The 16,454-nt window shown below is 71.8% G+C and carries 13 protein-coding genes; 8 read left to right on the top strand and 5 right to left on the bottom strand.

The features are described from left to right. The first annotated feature begins 105 nt into the window (after positions 1–105). The 3 genes from ACLJQZ_RS04375 to ACLJQZ_RS04365 are packed head-to-tail and all read left to right on the top strand — an operon-like array spanning position 106 to position 3,169. Positions 106–858, top strand: a complete 753-nt coding sequence (locus ACLJQZ_RS04375; RefSeq protein WP_326947974.1) for an SDR family oxidoreductase — start codon at positions 106–108, stop codon at positions 856–858. Then, positions 855–1,625: an SDR family oxidoreductase gene (locus ACLJQZ_RS04370; RefSeq protein WP_247049316.1), complete on the top strand. Its 771-nt coding sequence runs from the start codon at positions 855–857 to the stop codon at positions 1,623–1,625. Before ACLJQZ_RS04375 ends, ACLJQZ_RS04370 begins: the two co-directional genes overlap by 4 nt. Continuing rightward, positions 1,622–3,169 carry an acyl-CoA carboxylase subunit beta gene (locus ACLJQZ_RS04365; RefSeq protein WP_410618722.1) on the top strand — a complete coding sequence of 516 codons (1,548 nt, stop codon included), beginning with the start codon at positions 1,622–1,624 and terminating at the stop codon, positions 3,167–3,169. The genes ACLJQZ_RS04370 and ACLJQZ_RS04365 overlap by 4 nt, the downstream gene beginning before the upstream one ends. 201 nt (positions 3,170–3,370) lie before the next feature. Here the strand turns inward: ACLJQZ_RS04365 and ACLJQZ_RS04360 are convergent, their stop codons facing one another. After that, positions 3,371–3,889 (bottom strand): dihydrofolate reductase family protein, encoded by a 519-nt coding sequence (locus ACLJQZ_RS04360; RefSeq protein WP_410618721.1) that lies wholly within the window; start codon positions 3,887–3,889, stop codon positions 3,371–3,373. 197 nt (positions 3,890–4,086) lie between these two features. Between ACLJQZ_RS04360 and ACLJQZ_RS04355 the strand changes: the two genes are divergently transcribed. Next, positions 4,087–6,759 (top strand): lectin, encoded by a 2,673-nt coding sequence (locus ACLJQZ_RS04355; RefSeq protein ID WP_410618720.1) that lies wholly within the window; start codon positions 4,087–4,089, stop codon positions 6,757–6,759. Positions 6,760–6,801: 42 nt separating this feature from the next. Here ACLJQZ_RS04355 and ACLJQZ_RS04350 read toward each other — a convergent pair whose 3' ends face one another. Together ACLJQZ_RS04350 and ACLJQZ_RS04345 are read right to left on the bottom strand one after the other, a co-directional pair. Then, entirely contained in the window at positions 6,802–7,611 is an 810-nt protein-coding gene (locus ACLJQZ_RS04350; protein ID WP_410618718.1) for an enoyl-CoA hydratase-related protein, read from the bottom strand. Between the two features lie 91 nt (positions 7,612–7,702). After that, positions 7,703–8,680, bottom strand: a complete 978-nt coding sequence (locus ACLJQZ_RS04345) for a LuxR C-terminal-related transcriptional regulator (protein WP_326947980.1) — start codon at positions 8,678–8,680, stop codon at positions 7,703–7,705. A gap of 352 nt (positions 8,681–9,032) precedes the next feature. Here ACLJQZ_RS04345 and ACLJQZ_RS04340 point away from each other — a divergent pair, with 352 nt between their 5' ends. Together ACLJQZ_RS04340 and ACLJQZ_RS04335 are read left to right on the top strand one after the other, a co-directional pair. After that, positions 9,033–9,332, top strand: a complete 300-nt coding sequence (locus tag ACLJQZ_RS04340; protein WP_247049330.1) for a hypothetical protein — start codon at positions 9,033–9,035, stop codon at positions 9,330–9,332. After that, positions 9,329–12,067: an AAA family ATPase gene (locus ACLJQZ_RS04335; RefSeq protein WP_410618716.1), complete on the top strand. Its 2,739-nt coding sequence runs from the start codon at positions 9,329–9,331 to the stop codon at positions 12,065–12,067. The genes ACLJQZ_RS04340 and ACLJQZ_RS04335 overlap by 4 nt, the downstream gene beginning before the upstream one ends. An 86-nt stretch (positions 12,068–12,153) precedes the next feature. Here the strand turns inward: ACLJQZ_RS04335 and ACLJQZ_RS04330 are convergent, their stop codons facing one another. Together ACLJQZ_RS04330 and ACLJQZ_RS04325 are read right to left on the bottom strand one after the other, a co-directional pair. After that, entirely contained in the window at positions 12,154–13,359 is a 1,206-nt protein-coding gene (locus tag ACLJQZ_RS04330) for a macrolide family glycosyltransferase (protein WP_410618714.1), read from the bottom strand. Between the two features lie 57 nt (positions 13,360–13,416). Then, entirely contained in the window at positions 13,417–14,085 is a 669-nt protein-coding gene (locus ACLJQZ_RS04325; protein WP_410618712.1) for a VC0807 family protein, read from the bottom strand. Between the two features lie 185 nt (positions 14,086–14,270). On the opposite strand from ACLJQZ_RS04325, the gene ACLJQZ_RS04320 reads away from it, so the two are divergent. Beyond that, positions 14,271–15,608, top strand: coding sequence for a histidine kinase (locus ACLJQZ_RS04320; RefSeq protein ID WP_410618710.1), 1,338 nt, complete (start codon positions 14,271–14,273; stop codon positions 15,606–15,608). Continuing rightward, on the top strand, positions 15,572–16,228 hold the full coding sequence (locus tag ACLJQZ_RS04315) for a response regulator transcription factor (protein ID WP_323331878.1): 657 nt from the start codon (positions 15,572–15,574) through the stop codon (positions 16,226–16,228). Before ACLJQZ_RS04320 ends, ACLJQZ_RS04315 begins: the two co-directional genes overlap by 37 nt. Positions 16,229–16,454: the final 226 nt, after the last annotated feature.

The following is a 16,454-nucleotide window of genomic DNA, read 5'->3' as shown; positions in this document are numbered from 1 at the left end:
GCGTGTGACGCGCGCGGTCTTGAGGCCGCGGGCGGATCGCGCATAATGGCTCCAACAACCGACCGCTTAGTATGTTCCGGGCAACGTCGAAGGAGACACCCTGCCGTGAACTCGTTCAAGGATCGCGTCGCGATCGTCACCGGGGCCAGCCGGGGCATCGGCCTCGGCATCGCCAAGACGCTCGTCGAGCGCGGCGCCAAGGTCTGCATCACCGCGCGCAAGCCCGAAGCCCTGGAAGAGGCGGTCAGCTCCCTCGGCGGCCCGGACGTCGCCATGTTCGTGCCCGGCAAGTCCGATGACACCGACCACCAGGACGAGACCGTCGCGAAGACGATCGAGACCTTCGGCCGGCTCGACTACCTGGTCAACAACACCGGTATCAACCCGGTCTACGGCTCGACGCTCGACATCGACCCGGGCGCGGCGGCCAAGATCCTCGGCGTCAACGTGCTCGCGCCGCTCGGCTGGACCAAGCGCGCCCGCGACGCGTGGATGGGCGAGCACGGCGGCGCGGTCGTCAACGTCGCCTCCGTCGCCGGCCTCGGCGCGTCGCCCGGCATCGGGATGTACGGCGTCAGCAAGGCCGCGCTGATCCGCCTGACCGTCGAGCTCGGCGCCGAGCTGGGCCCGAAGATCCGGGTCAACGCCGTCGCGCCGGCCGTGGTCAAGACGAAGTTCGCGACCGCCCTGTACGAAGGCCGCGAGGAGGAGGTCGCCTCGGCGTACCCGATGAAGCGCCTCGGCCTGCCGTCCGACATCGCGGGCGCGGTGGCGTTCCTGCTGTCCGACGACGCGAGCTGGATCACCGGCCAGACCGTCGTCCTCGACGGCGGCGTGACCCTGGGCGGTGGCCTGTGACCGGCGTCGTCGTCACCGGTGGCGGCGGCGGTATCGGGGCGACGCTGGCCCGCCGGTTCGTGGCGGACGGCGCTCAGGTCGTCGTCGCGGACCTCGACGGTGACAAGGTCCGCGAGGTCGCGGCCGAGATCGGCGCGACGGCGTTCGTCGGCGACGTCGCGAGCGTCGACGGCGTCGCGAAGCTGGTCGAGAGCGCGCGGGAGACCCTGGGCGAGATCGACGTCTTCTGCGCCAACGCCGGGATCGCGCCCTTCGGCGGCGCGGAAAGCCCCGAGGAGGTCTGGGCGCGCACCTGGGACGTCAACGTGATGGCGCACGTCCGCGCGGCCAACCTGCTGCTGCCCGCGTGGCTCGAGCGCGGCAAGGGCCACTTCATCGCGACGGTCTCCGCCGCCGGGCTGCTCACCAGCCTCGGCTCGGCGCCGTACTCGGTCACCAAGCACGGCGCGCTGGCCTTCGCCGAGTACCTGTCGGCGACCTACCGCCACCGCGGCCTCACCGTGCAGGCGATCTGCCCGCAGGGGGTGCGCACGGCGATGCTGGAGAGCACCGGCACCGCCGGGCAGCTGCTCATGGGCGCGTCGGCGATCGAGCCCGAGCAGGTGGCGGACGCGCTGTTCAAGGCGATCGAAGAGAAGCGCTTTCTCGTTCTGCCGCACCCGGAGGTCGCCGGGTACTACGCGGCGCGCGCCACCGAGACCGACCGGTGGCTCGGCGGGATGAACAAGCTGCAGCGCAAGGTCGAGCAGGCGCTCGGCGACGCATGACCTGGGAGCCGGAGGTCGGTGAGATCGCCCGCCGGCGCGAGCTGGCCGAGCGAATGGGCGGGCCGGAGAAGGTGGCCCGCCAGCACGCGGCCGGGCGCTCCACGGTCCGTGAACGCATCGCGGCGCTCGCCGACCCCGGCACCTTCGACGAGATCGGCGCGCTCGCCGGAACGGCGTCCTATGTGGACGGCTCGCTCGACGCGTTCACCCCGGCCAACTTCGTCATCGGCACGGCTCGACTTGATGGACGTCGAGTCGCGATCGGCGGGGACGACTTCACCGTGCGCGGCGGCGCGGCCGACGCGGCGATCATGGAGAAGCAGGTCTACGCCGAGCGGCTCGCGAATGAGCTGGGCCTGCCGATGGTGCGCCTGATCGAGGGCACCGGCGGTGGCGGCAGCGTCAAGATGCTGGAACAGCACGGGTTCACCTACGTCCCGGTGAACCCGGCCTGGGATCTGGTGGTGGACAACCTGTCCACCGTGCCGGTCGTCGCGGCGTGCCTCGGCCCGGTGGCCGGGCTGGGTGCCGCGCGGGCCGTGATGTCGCACCTGTGCGTGCTCGTCGAGGACGTCGCGCAGCTGTTCGTCGCCGGGCCGCCGGTTGTGAAGCACGCGACGGGTGAGGATCTGTCCAAAGAGGAACTGGGCGGGGCCGACGTGCACCGGCGCAGCGGTGCGGTGGACCGGATCGTCGCGTCCGAAGCCGAGGCTTTCGCCGTAATGAAGCAGTTCCTGTCGTATCTGCCGTCCTCTGTGGACTCATTGCCGCCGGTCGAGTCCACTGAGGACCCGACTGACCGCCGCGACGAGGCGCTGCTCTCGCTCGTGCCGCGCAACCGGCGTCAGCCCTACCGGCTGCGGCCGTTGCTGGACGGCGTCTTCGACGAAGGCTCGGTGTTCGACTACGCCGTCTCGGGCGGCTCGGCGTACGCGGGATTGGCGCGGCTCGACGGGCATCCGGTCGGCGTGCTCGCCACCGACCCGTACCGCGGCGCGACGCTGACGCCCGAGGGCGCCGACGTCATGACGCGCCTGGTCGACCTCTGCGAGACGTTCCACCTGCCGCTGGTGTCGCTGACGGATCAGGCGGGCATGGTGATCGGCGCGGCGGCCGAACGCGCGGGCGCGATCCGTCACGGCGCCCGTGCGGTGACCGCGGTCTACCAGGCGCGGGTGCCGATGGCCGAGGTGATCGTGCGGCGCGTGTTCGGCGTCGGCGGTGCGGGCCAGACCAACCGGCACCGCCTGGTCCGGCGCTGGGCGTGGCCTTCGGGCGACTGGGGTTCGCTTCCCGTCGAGGGCGGCATCGAGGCCGCCTACCGCGCCGAACTCGACGCGGCCGACGACCGGGAGGCGCGGATCGAGGAGATCCGCGTCCGCCTCGACGCCGTCCGCTCGCCGTTCCGCACGGCCGAGCGGTTCTCCGTGGAGGACGTCATCGACCCGCGCGAGACCCGGGCGCGGCTGTGCGACTGGGTGCCGGACGCCTACGCCGTGCTCCCGAAGCTGCTCGGCCGCCCGTCGTTCGGCATGCGCCCCTAGCGGACCACGTCGCCGTGTTGGCCACTCCCGTCGCCGTGTTGGCCGTTCCGGTCACCGTGTTGGCCGTTCCGGTCGACGTGTCGGCCGCTCTGGGCGCGAGAACGGCAGGCCCGCGGGTTCGGCGGTGACCGGAACGGCCAACTTGCTGACCGGAGCGGCCAACACATCGACCGGAACGGCCAACACGCGACGAGAGCGGCCCTAGCGGAGGACCCGGTACCAGTTCGGCGCCAGCTGTTCCAGCGGGACGGTCGTGCCGCCGGGGTGGTCGAAGATCCGGACGCCGTCGCCGAGCAGGACCGGCACGGGCATCGCCAGGATCTCGTCCAGGAGCCCGGCTTCGAGGCACTGGCGCGCGACGTCGGCGCCGAGGACGTTGACGTACTTGTCGCCCGCGGCCGCCTTCGCCGCGTCGACGGCCTCGCGCAGGTCACCGACGAAGGTGACGTCCGGGACCGGCGTGGCCGGCCGGTGGGTGAGCACGAACTGCGGGCCCGCCCAGCCGCCGCCGAAGGCCTTGCCCTCGCGCTCCGCGTCGCCGCGGTGGGGGTCGTCACCGCCGAACGTCCGCCGGCCGACGAGCAGCGAGCCGATCCGCGGGATCAGGGCGTCGACCACCGGATCGGGGCGCAGGTACGGGGTGAGCCAGGACATGTCGCCGCCGGGGCCGGCGAGGAAGCCGTCGAGCGACATGCTGAAGCCGTAGAGCAGTTTCGCCATGCTGTCTCCTGGGGTGTCTCCTTGAGGTGTTTCGCGGACTTCAGTACTGACGGCCGCGGCCGGAAAAGTCATCGGCTTCACCCGGTCGTGTCCGGAACGCGACAGGATCACCACGGACCGTTGACAACGGTGTCAGCCCGCGAGGACCGTTTCGAATCGCTGGCTGAACTTGTGCTCAACGGTGAAGGACAAGTGACATGGTCTTGCGTTCCCTCATGCGGCTGTCGGCCGCTTCCGTGCTGGCCGTGGCCGGCCTGATTCCCATTTCCGCTTCCGCGGCGACGCTGGTCGCCGATCCCGCGTCCGTCGTGAACCCCTTCATCGGCACGTCCAACGCCGCCGACGACTTTCCCGGCGCCGACGTGCCGTTCGGCATGGTGCAGTGGAGTCCCGACACGCCCAGCCGCCCGGACGGCGGCGGGTACGAATACAAGGACTCCTCGATCACCGGTTTCAGTTTGACGCATTTGTCCGGTCCGGGCTGTGGTGCCGACGGGGACGTCCCCATTCTGCCGACGGTCGGCGCGGTCAACACCGGCGCGACGGACTCCTTTTCCCACGCGAACGAATCCGCCGACGCCGGGTACTACTCCGTGGGGCTCGACAACGGTGTCAAGACCGAGCTGACCGCCGCGCTGCGGTCCGGGTTCGGCCGGTTCACGTTCCCCTCGACGTCGCAGGCGAACCTGCTCTTCAAGCTCAACGGCAGCCAGAACGGGACGTCGAACCAGACGTGGACCGTGGTCAGCCCGACCGAGGTGTCCGGGTCGGTCACGTCCGGTCACTTCTGCGGCGCCGGGTTCACCTACACGCTCTACTTCGACCTGGTCTTCGACCGCCCGTTCAGCGCCAGCGGTACGGCCGCCGCACCCGCCGTGACGCCCAAGGCGTCGACGGACAAGCTGCACGGCGCGGAACCGAAGGCCGCGGCCGCCGCCGCTCCCGCCGCTCCGGCCGCGGGCCCGGGCAGCGCGTACGTCCGGTTCGACACGACGACCAACCGGACCGTGCAGGCCAAGGTCGGCGTCTCGTACGTCTCGGTGGCCAACGCCGTCGCGAACCGGACCGGGGACATCCCCGCGTTCGACTTCACCGCGACCCACACAGCCGCGCACAACGCGTGGAACTCGATGCTCGGCCGGATCCAGGTCGCCGGCGGCACCACGGCGCAGCAGCGCGTGTTCTACACCGCGCTGTACCACTCGCTGCTGCACCCCAACGTCTTCTCCGACAGCAACGGGCAGTACATCGGCTTCGACAACCAGGTCCACACCGTCGCGAGTGGACATTCGGCGCAGTACGCCAACTTCTCCGGCTGGGACATCTACCGGACACAGGCGCAGCTGACCGCGTTGGTGGCACCGGCGCAGACCAGTGACATCGCCCAGTCGATGATCGCCGACTACGCCCAGGGCGGCGGGCTGCCCAAGTGGGCGCAGAACAACGGCGAGACGTACGTGATGGTCGGGGATCCCGGCACGGCGATCCTCGCGAGCTACTACGCCTTCGGCGCGAAGAACTTCGACACGTCGGCGGCGCTGCAGGCGATGCTGCACGAAGCGAGCGCGGCGAACAACGTCCGGCCCGGGCTGAACGCGCTCAACGCACCGGGGTACCTGCCGGCCAACGGCACCTACCAGTGCTGCAACTTCTACGGCCCGGTCTCGACGCAGCTGGAGTACAACACGGCGGACTTCGCGCTCTCGGCGTTCGCCGGGGCGCTGGGGGACACCGCGAACCAGGCCGTCTACGCCGGCCGCGCGCAGAACTGGAAGAACACCTTCAACCCGGCCACCGGGTTCATGCAGCCCAAGGACGCGGGCGGCGGCTGGACCGCCGGCTTCAACCCGGCGAGCGGGTCGAACTTCGTCGAGGGCACGTCGTGGCAGTACACCGGCATGGTGCCGTTCAACGTCGCCGGGCTGGCCGCGGCGCGCGGCGGCAACGCGTCGCTGATCAGCTACCTCGACAGCGTCCTGGCCGGGTTCCACGGCAGCGGCGGCAGCCAGGCCGACCTCGGCAACGAGCCGAGCCTCGAACTGCCGTGGGAGTACGACTACGTCGGGCAGCCGTACAAGACGCAGAAGGTCGTGCGCCAGGTCCAGGACCAGATCTGGACCGACGCGCCGGGCGGGCTGGCCGGCAACGACGACCTGGGCGCGATGAGCGCGTGGTACGTCTTCTCCGCGCTGGGTTTCTACCCGATGACGCCGGGGACGCCCGACCTCGCGCTGGGCAGCCCGCTGTTCACCCAGTCGGTGGTCAGCCTGCCGAGCGGCAACACGCTGACGATCAACGCCCCGGCGGCGGCGGACAACGCGCCGTACGTGCAGAGCGCGACGTGGAACGGCGGGGCGTGGAACAACGCGTACGCGCCGACGTCGGCGATCACGTCGGGCGGCACGCTGGCCTTCACCCTCGGGACGTCGGCGAACACGTCGTGGGCGGCGTCGAACCCGCCGCCGTCGTACTCGGGCACGTTGCCGCACATCGGCCCGGTGTCCTCGGGCGTCGCGGGCAAGTGCCTGGACGTCGCCACGAGCGGCACGGCGAACGGGACGCACGCGCAGCTGTACACGTGCAACTCGAGCGGCGCGCAGAAGTGGTTCTCGGGAGTGGACGGTTCCCTGCAGGCCCAGGGCGGCTGCCTGGACGTCAGCAACAGCGGCACGGCGAACGGCACGAAGGTCCAGCTGTGGCAGTGCAACGGCTCGGGCGCCCAGAAGTGGCAGGCGGGCATGGCGGGCGCGCTGGTGAACCCGCAGTCGGGCCGCTGCCTGGACGACCCGAACAGCACCACGGTCGACGGGACGCAGCTGCAGATCTACGACTGCAACCAGAGCGCGGCCCAGAGCTGGACCCGCGGCTGAGCCTGGCGCTGTCGTGAGTGGTAATTCGGGTTCTAACCCGAATTACCACTCACGAGGCCGGGTGGGCGGGAACTCCGGGGCGCGGCGCTCGTTCCAGCTCGCCAGGCCTTCGGCCAGCTCCGGGTGGCCGAACGACTCCACCATCAACGCCGTCGCCTCGCGGGCCGACTCCGGCAGCGACAACGCCGCTTCCCGGGTGAACTGCCGCTTCATCACCGCCATCGACCGAGGGGCGCTGTAGGTCGCCAGTTCCGTCGCGTACGCCTTGACCCGCAGCGTCAGCTCGCCGGGCGGGACGACCTCCTGGACCAGGCCGTACTCCAAGGCCTGCTCGGCGGTGAACGTGCGGCCCGACAGCAGCAGGTCGCGGGCCCGGCCCTGGCCGATCAGCTCGGGGAGGAGCTTCGCGATGCCGTACTCGGCGATCAGGCCCCGGCGGGCGAACGCCGTCGTGAACTTGGCGCCCGCGGCCGCGAACCGGACGTCCGCCGCGCACGCGATCACGAAGCCCAGGCCGGCGCAGCCGCCGTTGATCGCCGCCACCACCGGGACGCCCACCGTGGCCGCCGCGAGGACGTCGCGGAAGTTCTCGTGACCGCCGCCGCTTGCCGGGGGCGCTGCGACGATGCCGTCCAGCAGGCCCAGGTCGGCGCCCGGGCAGAACGACTTTCCGGCGCCGGTGACGACGACCGCGCGGACGTCGGGATCCGCGTCCGCCTCCCGCAGCGCCGCGCCGTAGCGGGCCTGCATCGGGACGTCCATCGCGTTGCTGCGCTCGGGCTTGTCGAAGGTGACGGTGGCGACCGCGCCGTCCCGTCCGTACCGGACGCCGTCCACAATGGACTCGGGCATGGCCGCCTCCTCGGGGTCAGAGGCCGCCGAGCATAGCGCGGCCGCGAACCCCGCCGGGAGGCGAACGGTGGCGTTCGCCTCCCGGCGAGGATCAGGCCAGCCAGCCGCGCTGCGCCGCGCGCATGCCCGCTTCGAACCGGCTCTTGGCGCTCAGCCGGTCCATCAGGTCGGCCATCATCCGGCGGACCGTCCGCAGGGACAGCCCGAGGCGGCGGGCGGCCACCTCGTCGGTCATGCCGTGGGAGAGCAAGGAGAGCAGGGCGCGCTCCTGGCCGGTCAGGCCTTCGTCGTCCCGGGTGCGGCCGGCGCCGAACGGCGACGCGCTGTACCAGAGCTGCTCGAAGTAGGCCCGCATCAGCGAGACGATGCCGGGCGTGGTGATCTGGATGGCGCCCTGGCGGGTGTTCTCCGCGTCGAGCGGGACCAGGGCGGTCTCGCGATCGACCAGGAGCAGCCGGGCGGGCAGGGTCGGCTGGGTGCGGACCTCACCGCCGCGTTCGACGAGCCAGTCGACGTACTTCTGCGTGCGCGCGTCGTTGCGCGCGCTGTCCAGATAAACGGTCCGGATCGCCACGCCGCGCGACAACGCGGCTTGGTTGAGTGGCATTCCGGCATTGATGCTCGCCTCGGACTGGGCGCCGCCCGGCATGAAGGAAAGGCATTCCTTGCTGGCCCGGCTCGCCAATACCTCGATACGCCGCTGGATCTCGTCGATCCCGACCAATTCGTCCGGGCTCAGGGAGGGGGCGGCCTCCTGGAGATCGGCGATCAAATCGGACACCGCCGCGTGGCTCTCGGCCAGTTCCAGCTGGCTGCGCTGCAGTTGTGCCTGTCGCATTTGCACCAGGGAAAGCAGGCCGAACTCGGGATCGACGGCCCGTAGGGCGTCGGGGTCTTCCCGGGAGGGCCGGACCAGTGCGAGATCGGCCAGGCGATCGAGTGTCGTACGTACTTCCTCTTCGGACAAACCTAGCGAAGTCACAAGATCGGCGACGCCCCAATCACGGTGCGCGACCATCGTCCGGTAGACCAATTCGCCGGTTGCATCCACCCCCAGTGGCTTCAGCATGAAAAGCAGCGACCCCCAGTCTGTTGCTTCCTGGCCAAGTACCCCCTCCACGCCGGAGCGTACACCGTGGTTAACACCCCGACCAGAGACGTACCCGGTGGTCGGAGGCCGTTCGGGTGGGCTCTGGCACCAAGGTGCGGAGGCATTTGGTGCCACCCCCGGGCCCTTCCGGGAGGCCCGCCCGGCGAGCCAAGCTGTGTCCAGCGAAAGCCGAACAACACACTGGGGACAGCATCATGAACGTTCAAGAAATCGCACAGCAGGCCGAGACTCCCGACGGTTTCGACTGGGACACCATCAAGAACATCATCAGCGGGCTGGGCTTCGGCCGCCCCTAGTACGGAGACTGCCCGTGTACATGGCAAGCGTCACACTTGCCGCGTCGGGCGAGGCCACCCACCGCGAGTTGGACCCGCACGTACTGGTGGACCTGCTCTGGGCCCTCGCCGAGCCGGGACTGGGAATCGAACACATGCGTGTCGCCACCGGCCCGGGTCGCATAGAAGTCGTTTTCTTCTCCACCGCGCCGGACGCGCATTCGGTCGCGATCACCGGAATTCATCTCTGCGAAACCGCCGTGTCATCCGCGCCGCAATTACGCGGCTGGATCGTCGTGCCGATCGCGGGGAATGAGGGGCCTGGTCAGCAATGAAGTATGTCCATCATCGTGCGGAAATGTCCATTTTAGGGGAAATGTACGAAGGTGTCCGGCAGGGCCGGGGCCGGGTCGCGCTCATCGGCGGCCCGGTCGCCAGCGGCAAGACCAGCTTGCTCGGCAGGCTGGCCGACACGGCCCTGGAGTCCGGGGCCGTCGTCCTGCAGGCCATCGCGTCCGACTCCGAGCGGGACCTGCCGTTCGGCGTGCTCGGACAGCTGGTGCAGAGCCCGGCCGTCCCGGCCGGGGCGGCCGACGAGTTCGCCGCTCTGCTCGAAGCCGGCGCAACCACCCTTGCGGGGGACCCGGGGGCGGCGCGGCAGCACATCTCCCGGGCGGTGGCCGCCGCCCTGCTCAAGCTGTCCCGCACGGCGCCGGTGATGCTGGTCGTCGACGACCTGCACCACGCCGACGAGGATTCGCTGCACTGCCTGCTCTTCCTGATGGTGCGGATCCGCTCCGCCCGGATCCTGGTCGCGCTGGGGGAGCGGACCAGCGACCGGTCGGTCGGCCCGGCGTTCGACGCCGAACTGGTGCGGCTGCCGCACTGCCGCCGCATCCGGCTGACGACGCTGCCCGCGGACGGCGTGGTCGAGCTGGTCACCGGCGAGCTCGGCGCGGACGCCGCCCGGCTGCTCGCCCCCGCCTACCACGAGCTCACCGGCGGCAACCTGCTGCTGGTGCACGCCCTGCTGGAGGACCACCGGACGGCGGGCGGCCCGGCCGAGCCGTCACCGGGGTTCGCCTTCCGCAACGCGGTCCTGAGCTGCCTGCGCAGCAGCGGCCCGCTCGCGCTGGACCTCGCCGCGGCGGTCGCCGTGCTGGCCGGCGCGGCCGACGCCGACCGGGCGGCCGACCTGGCCGGAGCCGGCGTGGACGAAGCCGTCCGCGTGCTCGGGGACCTCGAATCCGCCGGGATCCTGGCCGGCGGCCGCTTCCGGCACCCGGCCGGCGCGGCCGCGGTGCTGGAGGCCATCGAACCGGGCCGGCGGGCCCGGCTGCGCCGCCGGGCCGCCCGGCTGCTGTACGAAGCGGGCGCCGAGAGCCGCAGCGTCGCGGAAATGCTGGTCGCCTCCGAAGACCTCGACGAGCCGTGGGTCGCCACCGTGCTGCGCGGGGCCGCGGAGCTCGCGCTGGCCGAGGACGACGTGGAAAAGGTCGTCCGCTACCTCGAACCGATGAGCCGGCTGGGTGACGACGCCCAGCGGGTCGCCGTCACCACCTTGCTCGCCGACGCCGAATGGCGGGTCTCCCCGGTCGCGGCCGAACGGCGGATCCGCGCGCTGGCCGCCGACATCGGCGGCGTCGTGAACGCCCCCGGACCGCTGCGCCACCTGCTGTGGCACGGCGAAGCCGAGGAAGCGGTCGAGGGGTTCGGCAAGCAGGTCGAGAACACCGGGATGTCGCTCGACGCCGAGGCCCTGTGCCTGGCCGTGGCGTGCACCCACCCGGCGCTCGCCGCCCGGCTGCCGGTCCCGGCCCGGGCCGCGGGCACCCGGCCGGTGCCCAGCGGCACGGTCGTCGACACGCAGTGGCGCGCCGCCCGGATCCTCAAGGCGGTCCTGCGGGGCCGTTACGGGGACAACGTCGTCGTCGCGGTCGAGCAGATCCTGCAGAGCACCCGGCTGGCCGACGCCACGGTCCAGCCGCTGACCTTCGCGCTGCGCGCGTTGATGTACGCGGGCAGCACCGACCGGGCCCTGCCCTGGTGCGAACGGCTGCTGGAGGAGTCGGCCAAGCGGCGGGCCCCGGCCTGGCAGGCGGTGTTCAGCGCGCTGCGGGCGGAGATCGCCGTGCGGCAGGGCGGTCTCCCGGCCGCGCTGGAGCACGGCGCGAAGGCCCTCGCCCTGATCTCGGCGTCGAGCTGGGGTGTGGCGATCGGGTCACCGCTGGCGAGCATGATCCGGGCGCGCACCGAGATGGGGGCGCACGAGGAGGCCGAAGCGCTGATCGCCCAGCCGGTGCCGGCCGCGATGATGCGGACCGTGCACGCGCTGCCCTACCTCTACGCCCGCGGCCGGCACCACCTGGCCACGGACCAGGTGTACGCGGCGCTGCGGGACTTCATGGCGGCGGGCGAGCTGATGACGGCGTGGGGCATCGACCTGCCGGCGCTGGTGCCGTGGCGGGCCGGCTGCGCCGAGGCCTACCAGCGGATCGGCGACCGGGCCAAGGCGGCCGAACTGGTGGACGCCCAGCTCAACCTGGTCAGCGAGAGCAACTCCGCCGCGCTCGGGGCGACGTTGCGGGTGCTGGCGAACACGCACGAGCTGGCCGACCGGCCGCCGATGCTCAAGAAGGCCGTCGACGAGATCCAGGCCGGCGGGGACCGGCTGGAGCTGGCGAAGGTGCTGGCGGACCTGGGGCGCACGCACCACGAGCTGAACGAGACCAGCCGCGCCCGGATGGTGGTCCGCCGGGCCTGGCACGTGGCCCAGGACTGCCGGGCCGACGCGGTGTGCCGGGAGCTGCAGCCGCACATGTCCGCCGAGGACCTCAAACCGGCGGGCGTACCCGGCGAAGCGGACCGGCTCGCGCTGCTCACCTCGGCCGAGTACCGCACCGCCGCGCTGGCGCGGCACGGCTACACCAACCGCGAGATCGCCCGGAAGCTGTTCATCACGGTGTCCACCGTGGAGCAGCACCTGACCCGCACCTACCGGAAACTCAAGGTCGGCAACCGCGCCGACCTGCCCGCCGGGCTCGAGCCGACCGTCGCCGGTACGGCTTGACCGTGGCCCCCTCCCGGCCACGGACGCCCCGATGCCCGGTCACGACTCCCCAACGTGACCGGGCATTCCGGCGTTTCGCGCCCGGGTCAGCGAGCCGCGGTCTCCGCGTAGGTCTCCAGCTTGTCCGCGGCGGTCCTGGTGCCGCCGGCTTCGCGGACGCGGCGGCTCTCCGCGCGGAGGCGGGCCCGCAGCGCGTCGTCGGCGAGCACGGCTTCGACGGCCTCGCGCAGGCTGTCCGGCGTGACCTCGTCGCGGTCCAGGGCCCGGCCGAGGCCCAGCTCGGCGATCCGCCGGGCGACGACGTCCTGCTCGGGCATCTGCGGCACCGCGACCAGCGGCGTGCCGAAGTACAGCGACTCCATCGTGCTGCCCATCCCGGCGTGGCAGACGAACGCGGACGCGTGGCGCAGCACGGAAAGCTGCGGGACCCGGGCGTGCACCTCGACGTTCGGCGGCAGCTCGCCGAGCGCCGAGACCGGCACGCGGTCCCCGATCGCCATCACGACGTGCACCGGCCGGCCGGCGAAGGCGGCCACGCAGGCGCGGAAGAACTCGGGGCGCAGGTTGTGCGCCGTACCGAGCGAGACGTAGACGATCGGCAGGCCGGTCTCCGGCGGCGTCCAGTCACCCTGGAACCCGCGTTCGGACAGGCACGGCCCGACGAAGCCGAAGCGCTCGTCGAAGGTGTCGCCGGCGTACTGGAACTCGCGGGTCAGGAAGACCAGCCGCGGCTCGTCCGGCTCGCCGCGCGTGATGTCCTCGGGGGTGACGTCCGCGAACCCGTTGCGGGACAGGAACTCGGTGAACTCGGCGTGGAACGCGGCGGTGGCCGGGTGCTCGGCGGCGACGCCGGCGATGCGCTCGGCCTCCTCGGCCACGGAGTACTCGGTGTTCGCGGCGAAGGTCGGGAACAGCTCCAGCGTCGGCCGGTCCCAGCGGCGCCCGAGCATCCGGGCGAGCGGGTACATCGTGACGTCGTAGGCGATGACGTCCGGCAGGTCGCCGTCGAAGTGCTCCAGCAGGGCCGGGGCCAGCTGCGCGCTCTCCCGCAGCAGGATCAGCGGCAGCCAGGCGACGTCGTCGGCGGTGACCTCCTTGCCGGGGTGGGCCGAGGCGAGCGTGGTGTCGACGACGAGGACGTCCGCGCCGGCGGCCCGCAGGGCGGGGGCGAACTCGGCGGTGGCGGCGTAGGTGACCCGGTGGCCGCGGCCGACGAGCTCGGCCACGACCGCGATGGTGGGGTTGACGTGCCCGTGGGCGGGGATGGTGACGAACGCGAAATGGCGGGACATGGTCTGCTTCCTTTTCGGAGGTTTCGTCCGGATCACCGGCGGGCGGGGCGAGGTGGGTCAGGCGGTGACGGCGCCGGCGGGACGGCTCTTCTTGTCGCCGATCAGGCCGGTGCGCTGGCCGTAGACCTGGCCGAAGATCTGCAGGCCGATGAAGAGCACGGCGTACTGCGCGCCACCGAGGCCCGGGACCAGGTCGACCGGCAGGGTGTAGGCCATGACCCCGCGGACCACGGCGTCGAGCACGAGCGCGATGCCCCAGGCGGCGGTGACCACGCGCATGCCGTGGCGGAAGCTCTCGGACGTGGCGAACCGGTGCGTCCAGGTGTCCTCCGGCGTCTTCGCCTTGGCGTCGGCGATCGGCCGCGCGGCCTCGTAGATGAACGGGCGGTTCGTGCGGAGCGTGCCGAGCAGCCACAGGCCGGCGACGGCGGTCAGCCAGCCGTCCTTGGCCAGCAGGAACCGCTCGCTGCCGGTGAGGAAGGACGCGGCGACGCTCAGCAGCAGGATGGTCAGGGTGAACAGCGCCAGGCCGCCGACCTTGCGGGTCCGCACGACCTGCCAGATCACGTGGACCAGGGGCGCGGCCCCGCCGGCGAGCAGGGCGAGCAGCTGGTCGACGCCGGCGGCGCGGAGGCCGTAGTAGAGGGCGATCGGGGCGACGAGGTCGACGACCAGGTTGGTCACGATCGCGCCGGCGGCGCTGGTCTTCGGGGCGGTGGTGGTCATCGGGTTCTCCCAGGTCGTCGGTGGTGTGTTTCCAACGTAGAAGGGAGTGGATCTCGTCAGAACCCCTCTTCTACCCCGACCGGGGTGGAGTTTTCTTTATGCGCGCAGGGGTGGTATCCGTCTCCGCCCGGCCACGCTCCGTGAGTCAGACTGACCGGGTGGGCTCGCCCGGAGGAGGAACCGACATGAGTGACACGGCGGTCGCCGTCGGCGCACCCGTGGCCACCCGGCTGCGGCGCGCGCCGCGGGACCTCGCGCGCGGCGCCGCGCTCGGCCTGCTCAGCCTGGGCGAAGCGGCGCTCGCGGCCGGCACCCTGCTGTCGCTGGTGCTGTGGTTCGGGCTCGGGATGTTCCCGCTGTTCCTGCTGATCACGGTGCTGATCCGGCGGATCGCGAACACCGCGCGCGAGCTGGCCGGGCGCTGGTCCGGGGTGCCGGTGGCGGTGCCGTACCGGCCGCGGCCGCGGCTCGAACGCACCGAGCACGGCTGGTACTGGAGCGGGAAGGACTACCACAAGCGCCGCTGGTTCGCGGCGGTGTCGCTGCGGGTCCGCTGGATCTGGGGCGACCCGGCGACCTGGCGCGACCTGGCCTGGCTGCTGGCCGACCCGGTGGTCGGCGGCGCGCTCGCGGCGTTCCCGGTGCTGCTGGTGCTGACCGGGCTGACCGGGGTGCTGCTGGCGGTGGGGCAGGCGGCCGGGGTCGTCGGCGAGCTCGCGTGGCTGGGCGGCACGGAGGTGCCGCTGCAGATCGCCGTCGGGCTCGCGTGCGTCGCGGCCGGGGCCGCCTTCGCCGGCCCGCTGCTGCGGCTGCACGGCGAATGGACGTCACTGCTGCTCAAGCCGGGACGGCGGGGGAAGCTCAACGACCGCGTCCGGCAGCTGACCCGCACCCGCGCGGACGCGCTGGCCACGCAGGCCGCCGAGCTGCGCCGCATCGAGCGCGACCTGCACGACGGCGCCCAGGCGCGGCTGGTCGCGATGCGGATGAAACTGGCCGCGCTGTCCCAGTTCATCGACCGCGACCCGGACCGGGCCAAGGAGCTGGTGCTCGAGCTGCGGGACTCCTCGAGCAAGGCCCTGCAGGAGCTGCGGGACCTGGTGCACGGCATCCACCCGCCGGTGCTCGCCGAGCGCGGGCTGCGGGACGCGCTGCGGGCGTTCGTGCTCGACCTGCCGCTGGACGCGAACGTCGACATCGAGCTGCCCGGCCGGTTCGAACCGGCGGTGGAGGCGGCGGTCTACTTCAGCGTGTGCGAGGCACTGGCCAACGTCGTCAAGCACGCCCAGACCCGGGACGTCACCGTGCGGCTGCGGTTCGACGACGGGCTGCTGGCCGGCGCGGTGGTGGACGAAGGCCGCGGCGGGGCCGATCTCGCCGCCGGGTCGGGGTTGCGCGGGATCGCCCAAAGGCTGGAAGCGTTCGACGGTAGTCTGAGCGTCGTCAGCCGGCCCGGCGGACCGACCCGCGTGAGTTTGGAGATCCCGTGCGCGTTGTGCTCGCCGAAGACCTCGCTCTCCTGAGGGACGGCTTGACACTGCTGCTGCAGTCGCACGGTTTCGACATCGTCGCCGCGGTGGAAACCGGGCCCGAACTGCTGAAGGCGCTGCTGGAGCACCGTCCCGACGTGGCCGTGGTCGACGTCCGGCTGCCGCCGAGCTTCACCGACGAAGGCCTGCAGGCCGCGCTGGCCGCGCGCAAGCAGGTGCCCGGGCTGCCCGTGCTCGTGTTGTCCCAGCACGTGGAACAGTTGTACGCCAACGAACTCCTGCAGGACGGCGCCGGCGGCGTCGGCTACCTGCTGAAGGACCGCGTCGGCGACGCCGAGGAGTTCGTCGAGGCGGTACGGCGGGTCGCGGCCGGCGGCACCGCGATGGACGCGACGGTGATCGCGAAGCTGCTGGCGCGCCAAGCGCGCAACGAGCCCTTCGAGACGCTCAGCCCGCGCGAGCGCGAGGTGCTGGAGATGATGGCCGAGGGCCGGTCGAACGCCGGTATCGCGCAGAGCCTCAACTTCAGCGACGGCACGGTCGGCAAGCACATCTCGAACATCTTCACCAAGCTGAACCTGCCACCGTCCAATGACGACAACCGGCGGGTGCTCGCGGTGCTGACCTACCTCAACCGCGGCAAGGCCGTCTGACCCTCGGGCTTCAACGCCCTGAAGGGCACCCTCAGGGACCGGAAGTCCCTGAGGGTGCCCTTCAGGGCGTTTTCCCTTATCCCGCCGGGTGACGTGCAGGGTGCCTAGGGGCCCCGTTAGGGGTTTCTGGCCCGCTCCGGGCTCAGTAGCGTTTTGCCTGCTCACGACGAACGTCGGGCGTTCGCGCGCCGCGTGACGGGCTTCGTCGCGGCTGCTCCCTGCCCGT

This window comes from Amycolatopsis sp. cmx-8-4, assembly GCF_046548675.1.
Classification (GTDB): domain Bacteria; phylum Actinomycetota; class Actinomycetes; order Mycobacteriales; family Pseudonocardiaceae; genus Amycolatopsis.
Note: the sequence above shows the minus strand (reverse complement) of the source record. Positions and strands in the feature narration are given on the sequence as shown.

Coding starts and splice junctions, on each gene's coding strand:
- ACLJQZ_RS04365 (WP_410618722.1), top strand. CDS start 1,622: ATGACCTGGGAGCCGGAGGTCGGTGAGATCGCCCGCCGGCGCGAGCTG.
- ACLJQZ_RS04360 (WP_410618721.1), bottom strand. CDS start 3,889: ATGGCGAAACTGCTCTACGGCTTCAGCATGTCGCTCGACGGCTTCCTC.
- ACLJQZ_RS04355 (WP_410618720.1), top strand. CDS start 4,087: ATGGTCTTGCGTTCCCTCATGCGGCTGTCGGCCGCTTCCGTGCTGGCC.
- ACLJQZ_RS04350 (WP_410618718.1), bottom strand. CDS start 7,611: ATGCCCGAGTCCATTGTGGACGGCGTCCGGTACGGACGGGACGGCGCG.
- ACLJQZ_RS04345 (WP_326947980.1), bottom strand. CDS start 8,680: ATGCTGAAGCCACTGGGGGTGGATGCAACCGGCGAATTGGTCTACCGG.
- ACLJQZ_RS04335 (WP_410618716.1), top strand. CDS start 9,329: ATGAAGTATGTCCATCATCGTGCGGAAATGTCCATTTTAGGGGAAATG.
- ACLJQZ_RS04330 (WP_410618714.1), bottom strand. CDS start 13,359: ATGTCCCGCCATTTCGCGTTCGTCACCATCCCCGCCCACGGGCACGTC.
- ACLJQZ_RS04325 (WP_410618712.1), bottom strand. CDS start 14,085: ATGACCACCACCGCCCCGAAGACCAGCGCCGCCGGCGCGATCGTGACC.
- ACLJQZ_RS04320 (WP_410618710.1), top strand. CDS start 14,271: ATGAGTGACACGGCGGTCGCCGTCGGCGCACCCGTGGCCACCCGGCTG.